This window comes from Bombella pollinis, from assembly GCF_026385485.1.
Lineage (GTDB): Bacteria > Pseudomonadota > Alphaproteobacteria > Acetobacterales > Acetobacteraceae > Bombella > Bombella pollinis.
The window spans coordinates 22,058-43,671 of record NZ_JANIDX010000002.1 but is presented as its reverse complement, the minus strand read 5'-3'; the positions used below and the strand labels follow the sequence as shown (position 1 = coordinate 43,671).

The window sequence follows — 21,614 nt, the reverse complement described above, 5'->3', positions numbered from 1 at the left end:
ATTCCTAATAAGGAATGGCCTCCTTGCTATAAAAGTATAAGCTCTTAGCGAGACACAGCCTTCATAACGCTACGGCGTAGTGGGTCGGCGGCTTTGTTATTAACACGCATATTGATAACAATATCCTCAGCCCCAACAACTTGGCCGTAATAATCACGGTTTGCAGCATTGTTAGCTTTGAGCTTGCTGCTCCCTAAAGAAACCCCAGCGAAGACGCCGTTAGTCTTTTGCAGAGCATAAACTTCACGATGGTCATTGCTTGCGCTGGTTCCATGAGACCCAAAGGCAGCATCAGCACTTGCATCAAAAGTGTATTCACGGTCCATCATGGAGAGAACAGCATTCTTGGATGTGATGATGAGGAAGAGCTGGCTATGCTGATAACCGGCCTGCAACCCAAAGGAGCCTGCACTAAGGGTATAGAAAGCCGGGTCAGACCAAGAGTTATTAGCACCACGTCCAACAAGAACACATGCCCCGCCTGTACCACCGAAAACGAGAGACATCTTGGTCACATCTGGGCAAATGACCATAGCTTTCGCTTCACGCAGAATCTGTGCAGTATGAGGGTTAGTTTTTGAATTGATAAAGGCGGAATGCACAGCAAAAGCGGCTTTATCAACAAGAGCTTGCTGCTTCCGCGGTGTGGAAATATTAGCGGCACACGCATTGACAGCAAGTAAGCTTGCCGCAATGGCAACGGAACGTGAGACAAACGCAAAAGGCTTAAACACGAATCTCTCCTAACAAGGGAAATAAAGGTGAACTTCAGTAATATAAACTTAATCTAGTGAGACGCCTAGAGTTTTGGAAAGCGAGGGTGCTATGAGCGGGGCGCAAGCGAGGATAGGCGTACGTTGTGTTAGGCCCCCATTCTTTAGGAAGGGAGATACACAAGCTCCCGCCTCTTGTAGCAAGACAAGTGCGGCGGCAACGTCCCATAAGAATATGACATATTCATGATAACCATCCGAGCGACCGCAAGCGACATCCGCAAGGGCTAATGCGCCAGAGCCAAGAGAGCGTGGCATGCTTCCTTCGGTGAGGAGTGCGCCCATTTTTTGGGGATACCATCCCTCTGGGACATAAGGGGACCAGCCGATTTCCACCATAGCCTCCCTTAATTTATCTGTTTTGGAGGCTTGGATAGGGGTCCCGTTAAGAAAGGCACCTTGGCCTATGCGAGCGGTAAAGCTTTCCCGTAAAGTTGGGGCTTCAATAATCCCTGCAACGGGTGTGTCATGGTGCATAAGACCTATAGAAATACACCAACGATTACGCCCTCGTGCATAATTGGAGGTGCCATCAATAGGGTCAATAACCCAACGAAACGCCCCCGACTGCGTGGCTCCATATTCCTCTCCTAAAAAAGCATCATCAGGAAAGAGGGCAGATAATTCCTTTACAAGGAAAGTCTCAACAGCTCTATCAGCCTCAGTGACATAATCTTGATGGCCTTTTAGCTCGGCTGTAGGTTTTCCCGGCGCAGGTTGCATATTTTTGGCAAGCTGTGCAGCATCTTTGATGATTTTTTGTGCCGCATGAAAGCGTTCATTAATAGCGGAGGTATTTGGCATGATAGAGTCTCGTTATGAATAAGCAGAATGAGGTATAATAATCACAATAAGCTTACAAAGGATATGGTACAATTTTAGGTCTGTTATGCATGCTGCCCTTTCGTCTGAGGAAAGGGCGATGTATGATACAGCATCGCATAAATAAATCCGTAGGATGCAAGGTTATGAAACTGTTTAAAATGGATTACTGGCGGTCAGCAATCTTGCACGCCCCTTTTGAGCAGATTATCCGGCAAAATGGTCTCGATGATATTGAGATGACCTTTCTGCCATCTTGTGGAAATGATGGTTTTTTGGCGGATCCTTTCGGGCTTTGGCGGGATGGTAAGCTATATGTCTTCGCGGAATATTATGACTATCACCAAAGTAAAGGCGTCATAGATGTCCTTATTTATGATGAGACCTTTACTTTATTAGAACATCGCACCGTTTTAAAAGAAGATTGGCACCTCTCTTACCCTTATGTATTCCAGCATGAAGGGGTTACTTATATGCTGCCAGAGGGTTATAAATCTGACCGTTTGACTTTATATAAAGCACGTTCTTTCCCTTATGAATGGGAGAAAGTTTCAAGTTTTGTATTTCCTATTGGGGCGATTGATGCAACGCCACTTTATCATGCTGGGCGGTGGTGGTTATTCTGGACGCCGCCAGAGCCAAAGACATGCCGACAGAGTACGTTACATATTGCGTTAGCTGAAGAATTAACCGGGCCTTGGTGTGATTTAGGCCGGTTCCTTATTGATAAAAGTGGTGCGCGCCCGGGAGGGACCCCATTTGTGGAGGGGGGCGACGTGTTTCTCCCTGTGCAAGATTGTAGCGTAACTTATGGAGGTGGCTTACGTTTTCTCCATTTATCAGGCTTTGAAAAAGGACGTCCCGTGCTGTGCGGGGGAGAGGCTGTTCCGTTACATACGCCTACCTTGAAGGATTATCCTGATGGTATGCACACGCTCTCTGCTGCGGGCAAAGTCACTCTGGTTGATTTTAAAAAGATTCGACACGGTCTGCGCCCGGCCTTTTTCAAACTCAAAAAAGAACTGTTGAAAAAATGAGAGGAAGCTCGTGAGGGGATGTATTCCCCTCACCACGTCTCTAAAAGTTGTGCAACAAGATGGGCATCAGATGGCTTATCTACATCCACAGCAGCGCGACCATCAGAGAGGGGGATAAGACGGACAGACGCCCCGGTGAGAGTATGGATTCGCTCCTCCAACCGCCAAGAGGTGAGCGTCTTAGTTAAGACGCGCAGAATAGTGGAGAGTCCAAGGGTAAGAGCCATACGCCATGGCCGCTTACGATAACGCTGAAGTTGACGCCAGAGGGCGATAACCTCAAGTGAGGTCTCATTACCTAGCCAAAATAAATTACAACCTGAAAAGCTTATATCAGAGAGATGAATATACGTTCTTTCTGTTTGCGGGACATCCCGTTGGATGGTCTCCCTAAGAGCAATCCCGGCTGTAAGGTCCACTTGCGCTGCACAACTTTTTTCTAGGAACTCCTCGACCCATTGAGGTTGTAAAAGGGCGTGATCAGCCGTGGTAACGAGGCAAGGCGTCCCTATCATGCGCACAGCATTGAGAACGCTCTCGCTAGGTGAAGGGGACGCCTTTATAAGAGCAACGCGATCCCCCAAATGCGCTAAATATTCGGGGTGCTCTATACTTACCCAAATACGCCCGATGCCCGATGTTTGCTCTAAAGAGTGGACAACACGGTCAATCATCGGGGTTCCTCCAATAGGGAGGAGGGCCTTATGCGTAACCTTGCCCATCTGCGCTAGCGGGTCACGCTCTCCATCGCGTGAACCCGCCAGAATTAAAACAGGAACTGTCATGCGCTCTTGGCGAGTTCTTCTTTTTTAGGAGCGCGTGCTGGGTCGGGCCGGTCACGCGGCGGAGCCCCCGTACGGCGCATCACCCAAGGATAACGCTCAGCTTCTTCCACCGTATATCCCAAGTTAAAGACATAAGGGCTACGAGGGCGATCCTTCGCTGCGCGGTAGAATGTCCCCATAATCCGGTCTGGCAGATAGTTTGTAATGCCGTAATTGCCGTCTTCATCATGGAAATGGTGTAGAACATGAAGCTGCTTAATATACACCACCCACTGCCAGCGAGGCTTATAGGCCAAATGCTGAATGCAGTGAAAGAACTCATAAATGCAGGTCATCACCAGTGCGGTGGCAAGAGCAGAAAAAGCACCACCCCATCCGCCAATAAGTGCACCAATAGGCATGGTAATTGCCATCATGGTTGGCACAGTATTTAGAGGGGAGCCGAACAACACCTCCAAAAGATGCGGGTCTTGGTGATGGTCAAAATGAATACGCTTCCACATCGCGGCGGTGATTGGATTGCGATAAAACCAACGCCCATGAAGGATGTAACGATGAATAATATACCATGCCGTAGGATAAACAGCGATGATAACAGGAACGGGGATCAATACCCCCCACCAGCTATGGCGTAGATACACGCTGAGTACAGCTGTCCCTATAATAAGGGCGAAATAAAGTAGAATCGTGGGGTAGGTGAGATAGGCTGCCCATAATTGAGACAGGTTCATCTTCCCTAGATCATAGCTTCGGCCCTTATGCATAAGAGTCGTGCCCTGAAAAAAGTTTTTAAATGTACTCATTTTTCCTCCATTCGCAATATCCAAGCCAAGCTGAACAGGGCCGCCACAACCTGACCAGAACATGTAGCGAGTAATATAGGCAAGGAACCCGCATTCCCCAAGGCCGAAATCATACCTTGGAGGATAACAATCCCTAACCCAGCTGCCATAACATATACAGGCAAGGGGGTTCGTAACCCTGCCCGCGGCGGGATATATGTAATAGGCAGCGTAACGAGAAGCATCACGGCCATCTGCAACGGTAGGAATAAGATAGCATATAAGGTCATCAAATAATTTGATCTAGGTAAATTTGAGGGTGCTTTTTTGGAAAAAATTTGCCGAAATTGGTGTGGCGTATAATAGACACCCGGCAAAGTCATATTGATGATATCCATCGGGGTGGCAGATAGGAGAGGGACAATAAACTCCGAGGTAATTCTAGCTTTTGTACTATCTTGGTAGAGGTCGGTACGATCGAAAGTGCCATGCGCCACCCATTGATTATGTTCGTAATTTAGCTGCTCATAATGTTGAGTGGAGGTTAGGGCACCGTTACTGGGGTTGCGATGATAGAGCGTAACTTGTGAAAGCGTATTACCGCCATGGCTAATCATTTCCACCCGTACAATATCTGACCCATCACGAAACCAAAGGCTGTGGAGGTCATTTGTAGCGTTAGCCTGTGTCGCCCCTTCATTCCACCAACGGTTAAGTTCTTGCTCAAAAGGAGGGACGACCCATAACTTTAGCGCGATGCAGATGACGCTCAAGATTAACGGGCCGGGCAAAAGATAACGGAACATATTTAGGGTAGAAAGGCCCGCAGCACGCAGCACAGCAATCTCACTAGAGAGTGCCATTTGCAGCAATGTGAACAACCCCCCAATCATGACCGAAAGAGGCATAATCTCGACAAGCAGGGTAGGCAAATGCAGCCCGACATATTTTAGGATACCGTGGAACCCAAGATGACGGTCCAAAATCGTGGAAGCATCATCAAGAAGGGCCAATATCTCTAAGAGTGCCGTCAACACACAGCAGCAAATGAGGATTTTAGTGATAAGAGGGCGCAAAAAGACTTTTAACAACGTAGCGTGGAGTAGGGGAAATCTCATAATATCACGCAGTCCTTGAGCTTTTTTGCTCTCTATGCCGCCAACTTACTTTGGAGCGTGCAAGTAGCGCAAATGTACATCCGAGGCAGAAAATAGCTTCTGGCACCCAAAGGCTTAGCCACACAGGTGCTGTCCCATTAGCGGCGAGGCTATCACCAAAGAGCAAAACTTCATCAAACCCTACAAGGATAATGGCTAGCATAATTTGCCCGAGGGCAGAGCGTTTACGCTTTTTTCGGACGGCAAAGGCGATGGAGAGAAACGGTATAAACATAATACTAATCGCGCGGGCTAAGCGAAAATCTATTTCCGCTCGCAGCGTTTTAGGAGAAATATGCGATGAATTATGCCGAATCGCAGAAAGAATCTCCAATGTTGTCATCTCTCTCTCATCATTCCCACGGGAGCGAAAAGCTTCTTGGTTGCCAGAGCGTTCAATTAAGCGGGCAATATGTTCAAAATGGGTAACTGAAACATGGCTATCAGGAAGGTTAGGCGATTTAGCGCGTATGATCTGACCATTCCAAAGATCAAGCTGTGTAGATTTATCACGTTCAGAGAGGGTGAGTAGACCTTTAGGGGCTGTAATAAGCTCCGTTGTCCCATCATCTTTCACATCGCGGATGAAAATACGGCGTAAACGAGAGCCTCCATGGTCCACGTAATCTGCTGTTAGAAGCGTTGTGGTGGAGGTAGTTGCGAACATATCGGATTGTAGGTGAGGGGCCCAGCCTGTATGGCGTGCAAAATAAAAGCCCTCACGGTAATCATAGCGCGCGATTGGCTGCAAATAACCATAGAGAAGGACGCTTAAAACAGCGAGAACCGCACCCACTTTAATATAAGGCTGGCTAATGCGGAGGAGTGAGATATGGCCCGCATAGAGCACGTCAATCTCATTATGCTCGCTCATGCGGTTAATGGTCATAAAGACAGCAATGCATAAAGCCGCTGGTAGGGCTAAGCCCATATAATGAGGCAGCAGGTCGCTTAGCAATGTTAATAAGGTGGCAATAGAGCTACCACTACTGGCGAGCCGATTAAAAAGGGCCAATAACCTATCAAGCAACAAGGCGACCAGCATTGTCCCAAGAGCAATCGTAAAAGGTGGGACTAATTGGCGTAATAAATAACGATCTAGTGTCGGTAGAGAAGACTTACGAATGAACATTTACCGGCCTTAAAGAAGAACTGCTGTCCCATTCCATCTGTGCGAAAACATGCCCTGTGGCATCTATGCGTTGCACAGCGATGTGCCATCCTTTTGTATGGGGTGTGAAGCTGAGATGATTCCAGCTCGCTTTACGGCTTATAATGTGGCTATCCATTGCCGCGGCACTCACCCCAAGGAGGGGAATATCCGTGCCTTCCACTGTAGTTAGCGTGGCATCGTGGGAATGACCATGCAGCACAAGCTCCGCCCCGTAAGTACGTAATATCTTACTCAAGCGTGATGTATTGATGAGGGACTTCCTGTAGGGTAGAAGCCCCTTCCGCGGGGGGTGATGAAGCATAACAACCCGGCAGTATCCCTCTTTGCCTAATTCCGCAAGCAATCTGGCCAGATTATTACGTTGTTTTTTGTTAATGAGGCCATAGGCCGTAAAAGGTAAGGTCGGGAGCGCGGAGTTTAAACCGATAACAGCCACCTTGCCGAAAAAACGCACAAAGGGAAATGTTTTATCGGACCATTCTTCCCATTGCGCGAGGCTGTGCTTATAGGCAATCGGTGCCATAAAATCATGATTACCAGGCACAATAACGGGGGAAACAGGCAGCCCTTTCAGCCATGTTGCGGCCTGTTTATACTCCTCCTTCGTGCCAAAATTGGTAATGTCTCCGCTGATAAGAACAGCGCGTATTTCTTTATGAGAGGCAATATCTTCAACCAATTGATGCGTAATATCAGGGCGCAAAATATGGCGTCTTTTGCTGCGCCATAACGCACGGCTCAGCAATCGCTTATTAAAAAAAGAAGTCCAAGGAATGTGCGGAGGTGGAAGATGCGGGTCTGACATATGTGCCAGATGAATAGCGGGAGCGCGCCGGTTGGGGAAAGAGGCTAAGGAGTCGAAAAACATGGCGGCACCATAGATTGCGATAGAGAACAGTCTTTACAGGGGAACTCCCTTCTGGTTCCTATAGCATAGCCATGTTAAAGGATTTCGACCAGCTTGGGAAACAACATGGCTTCTTGTTTCTGGGCGGGTATGTGATGGATAAAATGTAGAGATTCATGAAAAACGTACAAGCTGCCCTCATTCACAATCCCAATAGCCGTAGAAATATACAAGATAACGGTCGCTTTATGCGCATGGCGCGCCAGAAGATGGGAGAGTTTTGCATTGCCACACTTAATGATAGTCATCTCCCTGCCCATTTGGCAGTGTTGAAGAAGAAAGGCGTTAATTTTATTGCTATTGATGGTGGGGATGGCACTGTGAGTGCCTCCCTTACGGCCATCGCTAACACATATCGCGGCTCACCTTTGCCGGCTGTCGCAGTGCTGCCCTCTGGTAATACGAACCTCATTGCTGGTGATGTTGGTTTTGGGCTGCGTGGTGAGGCGGCCGTTGATCGTATTTTACAGCCTGAAAGCTTAAAAAGTAGCGTGCGCGCTCCCATAAAATTATCTTGGCCGGGGCAGGATATGCCCTCCGTATTGGGGATGTTTGGTGGCTGTACTGGTTATGCACGCGCTGTGCGTATTGCCCATTCTCCAACGGTATTGAGATTTGCTCCTCATGATTTAGCCGTATTTTTCACATTATTTAGCAGTGTGGCGAGCCTTTTATGGCGGAGTAGCCGTCAGTCATGGCTGAGTGGGAATGTTTTGTCATGGCATGCCGAGGGGGATGATTTAAAGGAGCAAAGAGAAGGTTATAGTTTTCTTTATATGGCAACCGCCTTAGAAAAGTTATCCTATGGTATTTGGCCGTTTTGGAATACTGGTTCCAATCGGAAAGGCTTTCATTTTCTAGATGTTCATGCCTTTCCCAAGCGTCTTCCTGCGGCGTTTTTTCACCTTTTGAGAGGGCATGTTCCTAACTGGTTATGGTCGCATGAAGATTATAGTAGCATGATTGCTCAGAAGATGATCTTGGAGACAGATAGTGATTTTGTCTTAGATGGAGAGGTATTTCCTGCGTCCTCCAATAAGCAAATCATGTTAGAAGAGGGGCCGAGTTTCCGGTTTTTACATGTCTGATTTTATTGATAAAACCCTCATCCAAGAGTTAACAACGCCTGTCCCGCACGAGATTGCACAATTTGCTGAGGCCATCGCATATAAAATGGGGGAGCCTCCTTTAGGGATATTATTTTACGGCTCTCTCCTGCGGGAAGTGGACCCGACAGGGATTTTAGATTTTTATGTTATTACGGAGAAACCAGCAAGTTTAAGCGGCAATCCCTTCGCTCGGTTCGCTAATCGAGTTCTACCGCCTAATGTTTATTATATGGAGCATCAAACAGAAGCCGCAACCTTGCGTGCTAAGGTTGCTGTTCTCTCTCAAGAGCAATTTTTAAGGAGAGGGACGCTTTTTAGCCTTGATACGACCATTTGGGCGCGCTTTTGTCAGCCTGTGCGTTTAGTTTGGGTACGCAATGGCCGTGCGGCTGATCGCATTTTGCACGCATTGCGGCAATGCTTGATAACCGCATCATGCTGGGCGGCTCTCCTTGGGCCAAAAGAAGGGGAAGCAATAGATTATTGGCGTACTCTCTTTGCTCATACTTATGCCGCAGAGCTGCGAGTAGAGAAAAAAGGGCGTGGTCATAAGTTGCTTAAAGGGCGCGAGGAGCGATATGAAGCTCTTTTAAAGGCGTCGTGGCAACAGGCAGGTTTGAGTTATCAAACGAATAATGAAACACTGCGCCCTTATCTGACAGCGTCATCTCGGAAGAAAGCTGCCAAAAACTGGCAAAAAATTGCTGCTTATGGTCGCCCTCTTAATCTCAGTCGCCTTATTAAAGCGGCTTTTACCTTTAAGGACGGCGTTTCTTATCTACTATGGAAGATACAACGTCATACCGGTAAGCAGGTGCATGTTTCCACTTTTGAGCGCAAGCACCCTATCTTAACTCTGCCTTTCTTCTTATGGCGTGCTAGACATTTTCGGAAAACGACAAAGTAAGTATAAAAATCCCCCCTCTTAATTAAAGAGGGGGGAATATTTTAAGCGACCTGTAGTTCTTTAGCGATTGTACCAAATGTCTCTACAGCGCGGTCAATTTCATCAAAAGAATGTGCTGCCATGACAGAGCAACGCAACAATGGACGATTATCAGGCGTTGCTGGGGGAAGTGAGAGGTTTACATAAACACCCGCAGCCAGCAGCGCATTCCAGAAGGCTAGAGCTTGCGGTATATCCTCCAACGTCACAGCGATGACAGGAGAGATGAAGTTGCTGGTATTCAACCCAACAGACTTAAAGCCCTCATGCAACCGTGCAGCGTTCTTTTGCAGCTTCTCACGCAACTCAGGTTTTGTTTCGATTTCCTCTAAAGCGGCGAGGGTGGCAGCAATAATCTCCGGGGGGAGGGAGGCTGTAAACATATAAGGCCGCGAGCAAAGCCGGATGAGGTCAATCTCATCATGATTTGTAACGCAATAACCGCCTACCGTTCCCAAAGATTTGGAGAAGGTCCCCACGATGAAGTCTATGTCCGCTTCGCAATTTTGCATCTCTGCAACACCACGGCCATGCGCACCAAGCACACCAAAGGAGTGAGCCTCATCTACGAGGAGGGGGACGTTGTGGCGTTTTTTGACCTCAACAAACTCCTTTAAAGGGGCGATATTCCCCGTCATGGAGTAAATGCCCTCAGCAATGATGAGGCGAGCCCCTGTGCTATTGCTTGTCCGAGCGATGCGCTTCTCAAGGTCAGCAGGGTCATTATGGCGGAAACGGATAATTTGCGCCCCAGAGAGACGCGCCCCATCATAAATGGAGGCATGGCTATCTGCATCTAGGAAAAGCGTATCATCTTTATTTACAAGAGCCGAAATCGTGCCCAAATTTGCCTGATAGCCCGTCGAGAAAATCATAGCATGTTTTCTCTGGAAGACTTTGGCAAGAGCATGCTCTAGCTTTTGATGCAGGCCGAAAGTCCCATTGGCAATACGGGAACCAGTCGTTCCGACCCCCATTGTCTGAGCGGCATGGATAGCCGCATCCCGTGCTGCGTTAGACTGGCTGAGACCAAGATAGTTATTTGTGCCAAATAAAAGGGTTTCACGCCCCTCTATAATGCCAACTGTTGCTGAGAGGGGACGCTCAATAACAACCCCAAAAGGGTTGCGTGGGCTAGCGGCCATAAGGGATTCATAATTCCCCCGTAAGGTCGCGTATTTATCAAATAACCCTGCACTCATGCTTGTTCTGCCTTAATGGCCTGCAAGCAGCCAGCAAGATCGTTAATCGTGCGGATATCGGCCAATTTATCAAGCGGGACGGAAACATCAAGCGTGTCTTCAATTTCCATCACGAAGTTCATTACAGCAAGGCTATCAAAGGCTAAATCCTCCACAATGCGACTATCCCCGGTGATATCGCGCGGGACTTTAGGGTTCTCCAGCAATTTTTGGAGAATCATCTGAGAAATATCAGCAACATTGTCGGTCATGTTTTGTCCCTTTATAGCCTGCGAAGGATAAGACGATTATAGAAGCTTCCTTCGCGAGGAGATAGCCCTTGCAGGGTTATTCAAATTCTTTGTTGAGGTACATTGCCCGCGCCCGTGCCCGTGTCAACTTCCCAGAGGAGGTCTGTGGGAGAGACCGCGGCGGTACGAGAACAACATTAACATCAATGCCATGCATACGGCGGAAAAGGCCGACCAGCTCATTGCGCAGCGTTGTGCGTGGCTCCTCATCCGTGAAACGACATTGCACCAATGCAACAACTTGTTCGCCTTCACCAGAATCAACGGAGAAAACTGCGACATCACGCGAGCGGAGGGAGTTCACCTCATGCTCAGCCGCCCATTCCAAATCTTGGGGCCAGATATTGCGTGCATTGATGATGATGAGGTCTTTCGCCCGGCCGGTAATAACAATCTGCCTATCCAGCATGTAGCCAATATCACCGGTATTGAGCCAACCATCTGGGGAAAGCACGGCCTCTGTCTCTTCAGGACGGTTGAAATAACCGGACATTAGACTTGGCCCACGGACGAAGACAGTCCCAACCTCACGTTCTTTGAGCGGCTTACCGGCAGGGTCACGCACCTCAATTTGATGCTCAGGCAAGCAAACGCCACATAAGACGAAATCCCGCGCCGTGTCTGTTCTTTCATGAGCGGGGCGAGCAAAATCCTCACGCTCCATAGCGGCAAGGTCAATCGTATCAACACGAAGACCCGTATTGAGCGGAGCAAAGCTAATGGCGAGAGTTGTCTCAGCCATACCGTAGCTCGCAACAAAAGCACGCTTATCGAAGCCACTTTTCTCAAACGTCTCTGCAAAGCTATGGATGATGTGCGGGCGAATCATATCGCCGCCAATCCCCGCAACACGCCATGAGGAGAGGTCTATATCCTCACGTGCGCCACGGCGTGCGCATAATTCATAACCGAAAGACGGGCTATAGGACATCGTACCCTTGTTACGGGCAATCAACTCCAACCAAACATTCGGGCGGCGTGCAAACTCACGAGTAGGCAGTAAATCGACCGAAAGTTGGCATGTCATCGGGGTGAGAAAGAAGCCAACAAGCCCCATATCATGATAGAGAGGCAACCACGAGACGCAACGGTCATCACGCACATCATCACTTGGGTAAACTTGTAACCCATATTTTGCGATAGCATGAGCATTAGCCATACCAGCTTTTTGGGTCACACTTATCCCCATAGGGAAGCGCGTACTTCCTGAGGAAAATTGAAGATAAGACAACCCATCACCTGATATTTCCGGCAGAGGGATGTCTCTTTCCTCAAGGGTCATTAATTCAGCAGGGGAACCACCAAAAACAAGAGGGAAGCCCTCAATAATATCAGCTGTCCAGCCTCCAATCACATCAGGAACAATAACAGCGCGCGCATCTGCGCTAGTAATCATCCCGCGCAGGGTCTCAATATAGCCTTCCTTTCCGCCGAAGGCGACCGGTAAAGGCAACGGTGCTGGAACAAGGCCCGCATATTGGCAACCGAAGAAGATACGGGCAAAATCCCCATCGCTCTCAGCCACAATAGCGACTCTATCACCCGCTTTCAGTCCTGCACCAAGCAAGCGTCGTGCTGTAGCATGGGCTTGCTGGCGTAGCTTACTGTAAGGCAAAACCTCCAGCAGGGTGCCGCGACCAGAATAAATGTTAAAGCCACTCTTACCCTGGGCTGCATAGTCCAGAGCAGCAGGGAAGCTGGGGAAGTCTCCATAGCGGCGTTCGATTCCTGAACGGCTCGGCGTGATGGAGAGCGCGGGATTGGTGTTTTGGTTGGCCTCGGTCAAACCTAGACTAGCTCCGTTTGGACCTTCAGATTGAACTATCTTAGGCCCCTGCGAAATCAAAAAATCTTACCCATAAAACAGGGCAAAGCCGTTTAGCGAAATAGCCAAACAGCATCTGTGCCCTGCTCTCTAATACAAAAAGGGGCTTCTCCTCAAGCTTCTGTCACAATTTTCAGCGACAAAATTGCAAAGAGGACACATTTTAGGTGATGATGGAGGCGATTTTTTGAGAAAATAATATCTAACAGCTTCATTTTCTGTAAGATTGTGCATCATCTCAGCATCACTATGGGGAATGAGGAGGCCGCGTGTGAGGGGGCTCTGCGAACATAAAAGCGCACGGCTAAAGGTGGATCTTTCTGCCATTAGGAAGAATTATGCAAGGCTCTCACGCTACGCAGTGGGGGCAGATTGTGCAGCTGTTGTGAAGGCGGATGCCTATGGGCTGGGTATGGACAAAATTGCAACGGCCTTAGCAGGGCAGGTGAAAAGCTTTTTTGTAGCCCAGCCAGAGGAAGGGTGCCTTCTTAGGAAGATTCTACCGAATAAGCGCATCTTTGTGTTACATGGCTTCCTGCCTGATGGTCCGGGTCTTATGGCGGATTATAACCTCATTCCGGTTCTCAATAGTCTGGAGCAGGTGAGGGGGTGGCGTGCTTTCTGCTCACGAAAAGAAAGGGATTACCCAGCCGCTTTACAGTTCGATACCGGAATGTCTCGTTTTGGCCTCGCAGAAGAGGATATACAGAATGAGGCCTTAAAAGGCTTTAAGCCCATATTGGTGATGAGCCACCTGGCCTGTGCCGATCATCTTGATCATCCAGCAAATGAGGAGCAACGTAAGCGTTTTATAAAAATGAGTGCTGCTTTCCCGCATGTGCCACGCTCTCTAGCGGCTTCATCAGGGATTTTCTTAGGAACAGATTATCATTTTGATTTGGTTCGCCCGGGTGTTGCTTTGTATGGTTTACCACCGAATGAAATGGATACATCACTTCATCCTGTTTTAGAGTTAGAAGCACAAATCTTACAATTAAGAAAAATATCAAAAGGAGCCGGTGTTGGCTACGGGCTAAGTTATCACGCCACTCATTCTATGCGTCTTGCTACTGTAGGGATTGGTTATGCTGATGGTGTGTTCCGTGCTTTCTCGGAGGGAGGAGGCCATTTATGGTATAAAGGGATACGATTACCAATTATTGGCCGGGTCTCTATGGATAGCCTAACTGTGGATGTTACAGCCGTGCCAGAGGAGCAGTTGGCAGAAGGCAGCTGGCTGAGCATAATTGGCCCAGAACAGGATATAGCCACAGTTGCCGCGCAGTCTGGGACAATTGGGTATGAGATATTAACATCTTTGGGGCATCGTTTCGCTCGTTTTTATCATGATGACGATGATGATATTTGAGCCGTGAAAAGTTTCAGCTTTATGAAGGCCTGCATGACTATGGGAAAGAGATTGAAACATAGATAAGTTGGCATAATATATATTATGTGATTTTTCTCCATCCGCTCGATCATGCCTCCAGGTGCGTTTTGGGTAAAGTCTTGTTATAAGCGTTGGATGACGACTAACCCTACATCTACGCCTCCTTCTCATGCTCACACTCCTGCCTCGACAGAAATATGGGGGCATCCTAAAGGGTTATGGGTTTTATTTGGGACAGAAGGTTGGTTATCCTTTGCCCAATATGGCATGCTCTCTATATTGGTCTTATATCTTAAAGACCTGCTCCAACATCCAGAGCGCACGCAGTATGTTGTTGGGCTGCGCTCTCTTTTAGTCATTAACCAAGCTTTTTATAACCCAAACGGTGTAGACGCTACGGCAGGAAGCCTCTCCGGGCTTATCATGGCCGTTATTTTTGCTGCTCCCTTTTTAGGAAGTTTTATTGCCGATCGCGGCTTAGGCCGTACACGCTCCGGGGTGATTGGCATTACTATACTAACCCTCAGCTTTTGCCTCATGGCAGTAGAATCGTTCTTTGTCATCGCGTTATGGCTGTTTTTAATTGGGGTTGGGTTTTCAGGAAGTTTGAAAGCCCAAGTCGGCGCGCTCTATAAGTTAGATGACCGCCGCCGGTCGGATGCTTACCAAATCTATAGCCAAAGTATCCAAATCATGGCGATAATCTCCCCCCTCCTCTGTGCTTTTTTGGGTACGATTGCATGGTACTGGGCGTTTCTTTCAACAGCATGTGCGATGATAATTGGCTTGCTATGCTATATTATGGGGCATCATTATCTGCCTTTAGATGAGCAAAAAAATGTATCTTTTCCTCATATACCTATAAAATCACGTTGCTCTAAAATAGAAAAACAACGCATCTTTTTCCTTATGTGGCTTGTAGTGGTTTTTGCTCTTGGTGTGCTTCCTAACCAAGAGATCATGGACGGCTATCTACTATGGGGAGGAGAACATTATCAGCTCACAGTATTGGGCGTTACATGCCCTGTTAGCTCATTAGTGTCTTTAGATAGCGTTATTAGCATGATAACAGGGTTTATTGTTCTGTGGTTTTGGCAGTGGTACGACCACCGCTATGGCATTGTGCGCGACATGATGAAGATTATCATCGGGAGTGCTATCGCGACATTAGGCCCTCTCTTTTTAATTTGTGGAGAGTGGCTCCACCCGGGAGCGCATCAGGTGAGCCTCTGGTGGGGTGTGGCATTTCATACCATTAATGACATCGGTTGTGGGATGACCTTTCCTATTGGTATGGCCCTTTTCTCGCGGTACGCGCCCCCACAACATAATACAACGCTTATTTCCTGCTTTACGTTACATATCTTCATAGGCAATCTGCTTGTCGGTAAATTGGCGGCTATGTTGCATCAAATCCCTGACAGCCTTTTCTGGCTGCTACATTCCGGTGCCGCCTTATTATCGACACTCGGTCTATTAGCATCCAATCGTCTTTCACAAAGGCTCTTCCCTACTGATTCCCCCAAAGCGCAGAGATTATGACTTCTCTACAGAAGGGGAAATGATGAAACCCGCCTCATGCGCTGGGGAGATTGTCTCCCCCTCTTTTGTGATAACGACATTGGCCTCTAATGTACCGTCTAGGCGCATCCCATGACGCCTAATGATTTGCCGCTTCACGATGGGGAAAGCGCGTAAAAGCTTATCAAAATCAGCCTGAGGAATGGCCAGTAAATGCGAGAATTGCAAGGAGCGTACAGTATTTTGCGCCCGCAGCCCTTGGATATGGCTATTAGCCCCAATGAGGTCTCCTGCCCCAAGCATGACCTCTTGGGCATCTCCTACACTTGTTGCTGATTCTACAAGCCCTGCTACTTGTGCGTAAATGGTATGAATACGCTCACCTTTATGAATCAACACCTCACCGGGGGATAGAAAGCAAATAAAGACGCGTGCAGCTAGCTCATGCAAAGCCCCATCTGGCACGCCATTAAAAGCTTGGAACATCCTTAACCGCTGCTCAATCCCACTGCGAAGGTTAAAGCGCAACGGTGTATCTAGGCGCGTTCTTTGCCGTTCAATCGAGCGGCGAAGTTCACGATGAAGCTCCTCTGAGATGAGATTATCTTTCGCAAGTGTTGCATATTCTTCATCCTCCAAACGGAGGGCGATTTGCCGTAATAGACGGCTTTCCAACGCTTCGGAATAACCCGAATAATGCAGGCGTAAGGTTGCGAGCGCATCCTCCAGCAATTTACGTTGACGGCCTAGTACTTCGGAGACGATTTCCGTAATACGGCGTCCCAAAGTTGGCTCCATCCTCTCACGCACAAAGCGGATTAAAGAGGTAGAAACCAGATGCGAGATGATGAGCGTCTCAAAACGCTCCATCATGCAAAGTGTTAAAGGGCGGTCAATATGAAACCGCCTATGCAACATCTGTGCTAAGCGCAGGCGTAAAGAAGGCTGGAGACTTTTGCGCCGACTTTTAACATACCCATATCGTCCCTCTAATTGAGTAGCATCGATAATGGCTTCTATCCCGCGCAAAAGCGTCTCAATGACACGGCGGCTCGACATGCCTTGGACACAAAAAAGATCCAACAATAAGGACCGTTCTTGGTTGGCAATAGTCAAAAGGGCGAGATTCACACGCTCTCTATCACTTAAAGCAGTCTCAAAATTATTGCTGGCTTTTTCTTTTTCAGCACGTTGCTCCAGACGGCTAATCACCCCGCTGCGGGTACGGAAGCTAAAGCTTAGCTCATCAGAAACATGAGAGACCCGTTGGGCAACATGACTAAGACCAATCCCGATGATTTGATTTCTAAGAGCTTCATCAATCGGTGAGAGACGATCTAGTTTGAGAAATAACACCAAAGAGCGCAGGGTGGTGCCATTTACAAGCAGCGTGACAAGCACGAAACCCGTAGCGACAATCCCTACAAAATGGGTGATGGAATCATTGATATGTGGGTTTTCATTCACAGCGAGCGCGAGGGCAAGCGTAATGGCCCCGCGTAGTCCCCCCCATGCCATTGTCACCTTAAAGCGCGTAGGAACAGGCGGAGATAAACGCGTGACTGTCAAAATCGGAAGCATCCCGAAAATCACAACCGATCGTGCTAACAGCCCTGCTAGACTTGCAATAAGGATGAGGACAAGGTCCCAGCGTGTGATACCAATCATCATACGGGGAACGAGCAATGCCGCTAGCATAAAGACAAGCGTACTTGCCCAAAACTCTAGCTGTTCCCATAATTCTTTAAGAAAGTTCCATGTCAAAGGGCGGAATGTGGACGGCCCTAGCGCAGATACGGTTAGCCCAGCAGATGCGGTGGCCACCACGCCCGAAAATCCCAAAATATTATCGCATAGAATATAAACACCGTAAGGCAGTACGACCGAAAGGGTAATTTCTGCTGCTGGGAAACCACTAATCGCGGTGATGATAAGCAAAGCTAAGCGGGCAACGGCCACGCCAATAATTACAGCCCCAGCAAAATTGGTTAAAAAGTCAGTAACGGCTTCACGAAAGCTTATTTCATGGTGCGCCGTAATGGCCCCTGCAAGAATGGTAAAGATGGCAATAGCTGCGGCATCATTTAAAAGGGCTTCTCCCTCCACCAAACGGCTTAACCGTGCAGCGGCCCCAATCTCGCGGAAAATACTTGCCACGGCAGAAGGGTCGGTCGTGGCGACAATGGCACCTAATAATAGGCAGGCTACTAATGTTTGTTGTGCAAAAGGATAAAGTGCAAAACCGATTGTTGCTGTAGACACAATCACAGCGACAATCGCGAGCAGCAACACTGTCGCGATCTCATGTGTTAAGCTACGGACATTAATCCCCATTGCTCCCTTAAAGACCAATAAGGGAAGAAATATGAGGAGAAAACCTTCACTATCTATAGGAAAAGATAAGAGAGCACTTGCAGGGCCTTCTAAAAGGTCCAACCCCATTGAGCTATTGATAAGGGATGAAACACCGCCAAGGACAATCCCCAATAAGGCGATAATAACGGTTTCCGGTAAGTTGATCTTCTTAGCAAGAGGGGGGATGAAGCTAATTAGACCCAACAGGAAGGCAAGCGTCAGCAGAACCTCAGCAAGCCCCACTTCCATAACTTATCCCCTCTTACTTCCTCTAGCGTAATACCCCGGTAAGGTTACGCAGAAAATCATCATTAAGCAACCCGCCTCCCCTTACCCACTTCTCTAATGAAAGAAGGTAGAAGGGAGTGTCTTTTATTCCACCGTCACAGATTTGGCTAGATTGCGCGGTTGGTCCACATCCGTCCCTTTCAATAAAGCAACCTCATATGCCAAAATCTGCACGGGGATTGTATAAAGGATGGGAGCTACAAAGGCATTAACATCCGGTAGGATAATAATATGCTCTGCAATATCCTTTAATTGCTCCGCTCCTTTGGCATCCGTAAAGACAAGGATGCGCCCCCCACGGGCACGGGCTTCTTGCAGGTTGGAGAGTGTCTTCTCAAACAATATTGTTGAGGGGGCAATCGCAACCACAGGGACGCTAGGGTCTATCAAGCTGATAGGCCCATGCTTTAACTCCCCTGCCGCATAGGCCTCCGCATGGATATAGCTGATTTCTTTAAGCTTTAACGCCCCTTCTTGCGCGATAGGCATACAAATACCGCGCCCCAAATATAAAATATCGCGCGCTTGTGCAATAACACGCGCCATACCACGGATTTGGTCAAAAAGCCCCAAAACCTCCATCGCATGGGAAGGAAGGTCTAAAAGACTATCGGTGAGTTCACGCTCTTTTGCCTCATCAATAAGGCCTCGTTGACGAGCAAAATCGATGGTTAAAGCAGCAAGAACGGAAAGTTGTGCTGTGAAGGCCTTTGTAGAGGCCACAGAAATCTCCGGCCCAGCGACCATGCCAAGAACCAAATCGCTCTCGCGTCCCATTGTAGAATGTTCTACATTTAAAACCGAGACAACATGCTGCCCCGCTGCTTTTAACTCCCGCAAGACCCCAAGCGTATCGGCCGTTTCGCCAGATTGCGAGATAAGCAATGCAAGACCATGATTAGGTTGTGGCGGATTGCGGTAGCGAAGCTCTGAGGCGACATCAATATCAATGGGAAGGCGTGCCAATTCCTCTAGCCAATAACGCCCTACCATACCGGCGTAAAAAGCAGACCCACACGCAGTAATAGTTACTCGTGGCAAAGTGGCAACATCAAAAGGCATAGGCGGCAGAGCAATGCGCCGCGTTACAGAATCCGTAATTCTCTGAAGGGTCTGGCCAATCGCTACTGGATGCTCATGCAGCTCCTTCTCCATAAAATGACGATAACCGTCTTTGCCAATCTGCCCTGTTGTAAGGGAGGTGGTTTGGATAGGGCGATGAACTACATCGCCATGTGCATCAAAGATTTCAACATGATCACGCGTTAGGACGCACCAATCACCATCTTCAAGATAGCTGATTTGATTGGATAAAGGAGCTAAGGCCAGACTATCTGAGCCGAGGAACATCTCTCCTTCCCCATACCCAACGGCTAAAGGAGCACCATGCCGCGCACCGATGAGCAAATTATCATGCCCCTCAAAAATCATGGCAATAGCGTAAGCCCCCTGCAACTGCTTGATGGTCGCAAAGGCGGCATCTTTAGGGGATAATCCTTGTTGAATATAATCATCTAAGAGATGCGCTACAGCCTCTGAGTCCGTCTCTGTCTCAAAGCTCCGTCCCTTAGTTTCTAAGCGTTGTTTAAGGGCTGCAAAGTTCTCAATGATGCCATTATGGACAATAGTGACTTGTCCAGCATGATGAGGGTGAGCATTCTGTGTTGTAGGGGCACCATGCGTTGCCCAACGGGTATGGCCAATCCCTGTTGTGCCAGAGAGCGGTGTTTTCTCCAACGCATGCTTTAAATTATCTAGCTTCCCTGCTGCACGACACCGCGAGAGCTTCCCATGTTCCACCGTTGCGATACCAGCCGAATCATAACCACGATATTCCAGCCGGCGTAGCCCTTCAAAAACAATAGGGGTAGCGGGACGATGCCCAACAACACCACAGATACCACACATCAGCCCCGCTCCTTCTTTTTCCTCAACGCTGCCTGAAGGGCACGTCCTTGCTCCAGCTTATTTGCCTGACGTGCGCGCCCAAAGGCAAGAGCCCCCGCTGGGACATCATGAGTGATGATACTGCCTGCAGCTGTCATGGCCTCATCTTCTATCTTTACAGGAGCCACCATAACGCTGTTGGAGCCTATAAAACAATCATCACCAATCATCGTTTTATGTTTAAAGACGCCATCATAATTACAGCTAATGCTTCCGGCCCCGATATTGCTGTGCGTGCCGACCTCACTATCCCCCAAATAGCTGAGATGGTTAACCTTACTGCCTGCTCCAAGAGTCGTATTTTTAAGCTCTACAAAATTACCAACATGCGTTTCTTCATGGCAAAGCGTCCCCGGTCGTAGGCGTGCATAAGGCCCTATCACTGCATTTGCTTTAACGTGACAGCCCTCCAGATGTGAAAAAGCACGAATAAGACAGCCTTCCTCCAGCGTAACGCCGGGGCCGATGAAAACATGTGGCTCAATGATGACATCAGGGGCGAGCTTTGTATCTATACTGAGGAAAGTACTAGCAGGGTCAATCAGCGTAACCCCCTGCTCCATAGCGCGAAAACGCAATCTATCTTGGAGCCGTGCTTCAGCTTGCGCTAATTCCGCGCGGGAATTAATACCCGCAAGCTCCTCCTCCCCACCTTCAACGCATGTCACATGGCCTTCACGCGCAGCAAGGGCGACAATATCTGTTAGATAATATTCATTTTGCGCATTATTAGGGGTAATTTCCGCCAACCACCGCTTGAGGTCACTTACATCGGCACACATCATCCCAGCATTACAAAGGGTCGTCTGTTTTTCTGCCTCGGTGGCATCTTTATACTCAACAATACGTTCGACCATGCCCTTTTGGTCCACAATAATACGTCCATAATACCCCGGATTGTGCGGACGCATACCTAAAAGGGATAATTTGTTATCGTGCGTATGAGCCTCTAACAGACGTTGCATTGTATCTTCTGTGAGAAGGGGATTATCTGCATAGAGGATAACAGCTTTCCCCTCTGTCAGCGAAGAGACGCCTATTTTCGCTGCATGTCCCGTCCCTAACCGCTCGGCTTGAATAATAGTTTGATGCGGCTGAACATAATGGGTAAGTTCCTCCATCCCCGGGCCGACCACAACGATAATTTGGTCAACACTATGTTGGGCCGTCTCTAGTAAATGGCCAATCATAGGGCGGTTTCCCAAGCGTTGCATTGCTTTAGGGTAGCGGGACTTCATACGCGACCCCATCCCGGCGGCCAAAATAATGGCAGTGGTGATGGAACTCATAAATGACCTCGTAAC

The 21,614-nt window shown here is 48.3% G+C and carries 18 protein-coding genes; 5 read left to right on the top strand and 13 right to left on the bottom strand.

Translation table 11 applies throughout. The features are described from left to right. Nucleotides 1-44 precede the first annotated feature (44 nt). Both NQF89_RS02170 and NQF89_RS02165 read right to left on the bottom strand, forming a co-directional pair. The gene (locus tag NQF89_RS02170) at nucleotides 45-734 is read right to left on the bottom strand and encodes a lipid-binding SYLF domain-containing protein (protein WP_266137405.1); all 690 of its coding nucleotides are present in this window, start codon (nucleotides 732-734) and stop codon (nucleotides 45-47) included. A gap of 48 nt (nucleotides 735-782) precedes the next feature. Beyond that, entirely contained in the window at nucleotides 783-1,577 is a 795-nt protein-coding gene (locus tag NQF89_RS02165; RefSeq protein ID WP_155579343.1) for an inositol monophosphatase family protein, read from the bottom strand. Nucleotides 1,578-1,741: 164 nt separating this feature from the next. On the opposite strand from NQF89_RS02165, the gene NQF89_RS02160 reads away from it, so the two are divergent. Next, nucleotides 1,742-2,632: a glucosamine inositolphosphorylceramide transferase family protein gene (locus NQF89_RS02160; RefSeq protein ID WP_266137404.1), complete on the top strand. Its 891-nt coding sequence runs from the start codon at nucleotides 1,742-1,744 to the stop codon at nucleotides 2,630-2,632. A 29-nt stretch (nucleotides 2,633-2,661) separates the two neighbouring features. Here the strand turns inward: NQF89_RS02160 and NQF89_RS02155 are convergent, their stop codons facing one another. Genes NQF89_RS02155 through NQF89_RS02135 form a run of 5 tightly spaced genes read right to left on the bottom strand, consistent with a single transcriptional unit; the run spans nucleotide 2,662 to nucleotide 7,398 of the window. After that, nucleotides 2,662-3,417, bottom strand: a complete 756-nt coding sequence (locus tag NQF89_RS02155) for a nucleotidyltransferase family protein (protein WP_266137403.1) — start codon at nucleotides 3,415-3,417, stop codon at nucleotides 2,662-2,664. Beyond that, nucleotides 3,414-4,220 (bottom strand): sterol desaturase family protein, encoded by an 807-nt coding sequence (locus NQF89_RS02150; RefSeq protein ID WP_155573209.1) that lies wholly within the window; start codon nucleotides 4,218-4,220, stop codon nucleotides 3,414-3,416. The genes NQF89_RS02155 and NQF89_RS02150 overlap by 4 nt, the downstream gene beginning before the upstream one ends. Then, nucleotides 4,217-5,317 (bottom strand): LptF/LptG family permease, encoded by a 1,101-nt coding sequence (locus NQF89_RS02145; protein ID WP_155573208.1) that lies wholly within the window; start codon nucleotides 5,315-5,317, stop codon nucleotides 4,217-4,219. Before NQF89_RS02145 ends, NQF89_RS02150 begins: the two co-directional genes overlap by 4 nt. Before the next feature lie 4 nt (nucleotides 5,318-5,321). Then, nucleotides 5,322-6,488: an LptF/LptG family permease gene (locus NQF89_RS02140; RefSeq protein WP_155573207.1), complete on the bottom strand. Its 1,167-nt coding sequence runs from the start codon at nucleotides 6,486-6,488 to the stop codon at nucleotides 5,322-5,324. Beyond that, the gene (locus tag NQF89_RS02135; RefSeq protein WP_266137402.1) at nucleotides 6,475-7,398 is read right to left on the bottom strand and encodes a metallophosphoesterase family protein; all 924 of its coding nucleotides are present in this window, start codon (nucleotides 7,396-7,398) and stop codon (nucleotides 6,475-6,477) included. Before NQF89_RS02135 ends, NQF89_RS02140 begins: the two co-directional genes overlap by 14 nt. 155 nt (nucleotides 7,399-7,553) lie before the next feature. Between NQF89_RS02135 and NQF89_RS02130 the strand changes: the two genes are divergently transcribed. Together NQF89_RS02130 and NQF89_RS02125 are read left to right on the top strand one after the other, a co-directional pair. After that, a complete protein-coding gene (locus NQF89_RS02130) occupies nucleotides 7,554-8,525 on the top strand; it encodes a diacylglycerol kinase family protein (RefSeq protein WP_155573205.1) in 972 nt (323 codons plus the stop codon). Further along, nucleotides 8,518-9,453, top strand: coding sequence for a hypothetical protein (locus tag NQF89_RS02125; RefSeq protein WP_266137401.1), 936 nt, complete (start codon nucleotides 8,518-8,520; stop codon nucleotides 9,451-9,453). The genes NQF89_RS02130 and NQF89_RS02125 overlap by 8 nt, the downstream gene beginning before the upstream one ends. Nucleotides 9,454-9,494: 41 nt before the next feature. Here the strand turns inward: NQF89_RS02125 and spt are convergent, their stop codons facing one another. From spt to NQF89_RS02110, 3 genes are all read right to left on the bottom strand, one after another. Next, nucleotides 9,495-10,694 carry a serine palmitoyltransferase gene (gene spt, locus NQF89_RS02120; RefSeq protein WP_155573203.1) on the bottom strand — a complete coding sequence of 400 codons (1,200 nt, stop codon included), beginning with the start codon at nucleotides 10,692-10,694 and terminating at the stop codon, nucleotides 9,495-9,497. Beyond that, nucleotides 10,691-10,945, bottom strand: a complete 255-nt coding sequence (locus NQF89_RS02115) for an acyl carrier protein (RefSeq protein ID WP_155573202.1) — start codon at nucleotides 10,943-10,945, stop codon at nucleotides 10,691-10,693. Before NQF89_RS02115 ends, spt begins: the two co-directional genes overlap by 4 nt. 76 nt (nucleotides 10,946-11,021) lie before the next feature. Next, on the bottom strand, nucleotides 11,022-12,770 hold the full coding sequence (locus NQF89_RS02110) for a fatty acyl-AMP ligase (protein ID WP_266137400.1): 1,749 nt from the start codon (nucleotides 12,768-12,770) through the stop codon (nucleotides 11,022-11,024). Nucleotides 12,771-13,080: 310 nt separating this feature from the next. On the opposite strand from NQF89_RS02110, the gene alr reads away from it, so the two are divergent. Both alr and NQF89_RS02100 read left to right on the top strand, forming a co-directional pair. Next, nucleotides 13,081-14,178, top strand: coding sequence for an alanine racemase (gene alr / locus NQF89_RS02105; protein ID WP_266137399.1), 1,098 nt, complete (start codon nucleotides 13,081-13,083; stop codon nucleotides 14,176-14,178). 156 nt (nucleotides 14,179-14,334) lie between these two features. Continuing rightward, nucleotides 14,335-15,741 carry a peptide MFS transporter gene (locus NQF89_RS02100; protein ID WP_196424769.1) on the top strand — a complete coding sequence of 469 codons (1,407 nt, stop codon included), beginning with the start codon at nucleotides 14,335-14,337 and terminating at the stop codon, nucleotides 15,739-15,741. Here NQF89_RS02100 and NQF89_RS02095 read toward each other — a convergent pair. The 3 genes from NQF89_RS02095 to glmU form a co-directional block, all read right to left on the bottom strand. Next, entirely contained in the window at nucleotides 15,736-18,324 is a 2,589-nt protein-coding gene (locus tag NQF89_RS02095; RefSeq protein ID WP_155573198.1) for a cation:proton antiporter, read from the bottom strand. The genes NQF89_RS02100 and NQF89_RS02095 overlap by 6 nt on opposite strands. A 123-nt stretch (nucleotides 18,325-18,447) precedes the next feature. Then, nucleotides 18,448-20,271 carry a glutamine--fructose-6-phosphate transaminase (isomerizing) gene (gene glmS, locus NQF89_RS02090; RefSeq protein WP_266137398.1) on the bottom strand — a complete coding sequence of 608 codons (1,824 nt, stop codon included), beginning with the start codon at nucleotides 20,269-20,271 and terminating at the stop codon, nucleotides 18,448-18,450. Next, nucleotides 20,271-21,599 carry a bifunctional UDP-N-acetylglucosamine diphosphorylase/glucosamine-1-phosphate N-acetyltransferase GlmU gene (glmU, locus tag NQF89_RS02085; RefSeq protein ID WP_266137397.1) on the bottom strand — a complete coding sequence of 443 codons (1,329 nt, stop codon included), beginning with the start codon at nucleotides 21,597-21,599 and terminating at the stop codon, nucleotides 20,271-20,273. The genes glmS and glmU overlap by 1 nt, the downstream gene beginning before the upstream one ends. Between the last annotated feature and the right edge of the window lie 15 nt (nucleotides 21,600-21,614).

Bases quoted from the DNA above. Each gene is read 5' to 3' on its own strand.
- NQF89_RS02130 (WP_155573205.1), top strand. From the start codon at position 7,554: ATGAAAAACGTACAAGCTGCCCTCATTCACAATCCCAATAGCCGTAGA.
- NQF89_RS02140 (WP_155573207.1), bottom strand. From the start codon at position 6,488: ATGTTCATTCGTAAGTCTTCTCTACCGACACTAGATCGTTATTTATTA.
- NQF89_RS02100 (WP_196424769.1), top strand. From the start codon at position 14,335: ATGACGACTAACCCTACATCTACGCCTCCTTCTCATGCTCACACTCCT.
- NQF89_RS02135 (WP_266137402.1), bottom strand. From the start codon at position 7,398: ATGTTTTTCGACTCCTTAGCCTCTTTCCCCAACCGGCGCGCTCCCGCT.
- glmS (WP_266137398.1), bottom strand. From the start codon at position 20,271: ATGTGTGGTATCTGTGGTGTTGTTGGGCATCGTCCCGCTACCCCTATT.
- NQF89_RS02150 (WP_155573209.1), bottom strand. From the start codon at position 4,220: ATGAGTACATTTAAAAACTTTTTTCAGGGCACGACTCTTATGCATAAG.
- NQF89_RS02125 (WP_266137401.1), top strand. From the start codon at position 8,518: ATGTCTGATTTTATTGATAAAACCCTCATCCAAGAGTTAACAACGCCT.
- NQF89_RS02095 (WP_155573198.1), bottom strand. From the start codon at position 18,324: ATGGAAGTGGGGCTTGCTGAGGTTCTGCTGACGCTTGCCTTCCTGTTG.
- glmU (WP_266137397.1), bottom strand. From the start codon at position 21,599: ATGAGTTCCATCACCACTGCCATTATTTTGGCCGCCGGGATGGGGTCG.
- NQF89_RS02165 (WP_155579343.1), bottom strand. From the start codon at position 1,577: ATGCCAAATACCTCCGCTATTAATGAACGCTTTCATGCGGCACAAAAA.
- NQF89_RS02155 (WP_266137403.1), bottom strand. From the start codon at position 3,417: ATGACAGTTCCTGTTTTAATTCTGGCGGGTTCACGCGATGGAGAGCGT.
- NQF89_RS02160 (WP_266137404.1), top strand. From the start codon at position 1,742: ATGAAACTGTTTAAAATGGATTACTGGCGGTCAGCAATCTTGCACGCC.
- spt (WP_155573203.1), bottom strand. From the start codon at position 10,694: ATGAGTGCAGGGTTATTTGATAAATACGCGACCTTACGGGGGAATTAT.
- NQF89_RS02115 (WP_155573202.1), bottom strand. From the start codon at position 10,945: ATGACCGACAATGTTGCTGATATTTCTCAGATGATTCTCCAAAAATTG.
- NQF89_RS02145 (WP_155573208.1), bottom strand. From the start codon at position 5,317: ATGAGATTTCCCCTACTCCACGCTACGTTGTTAAAAGTCTTTTTGCGC.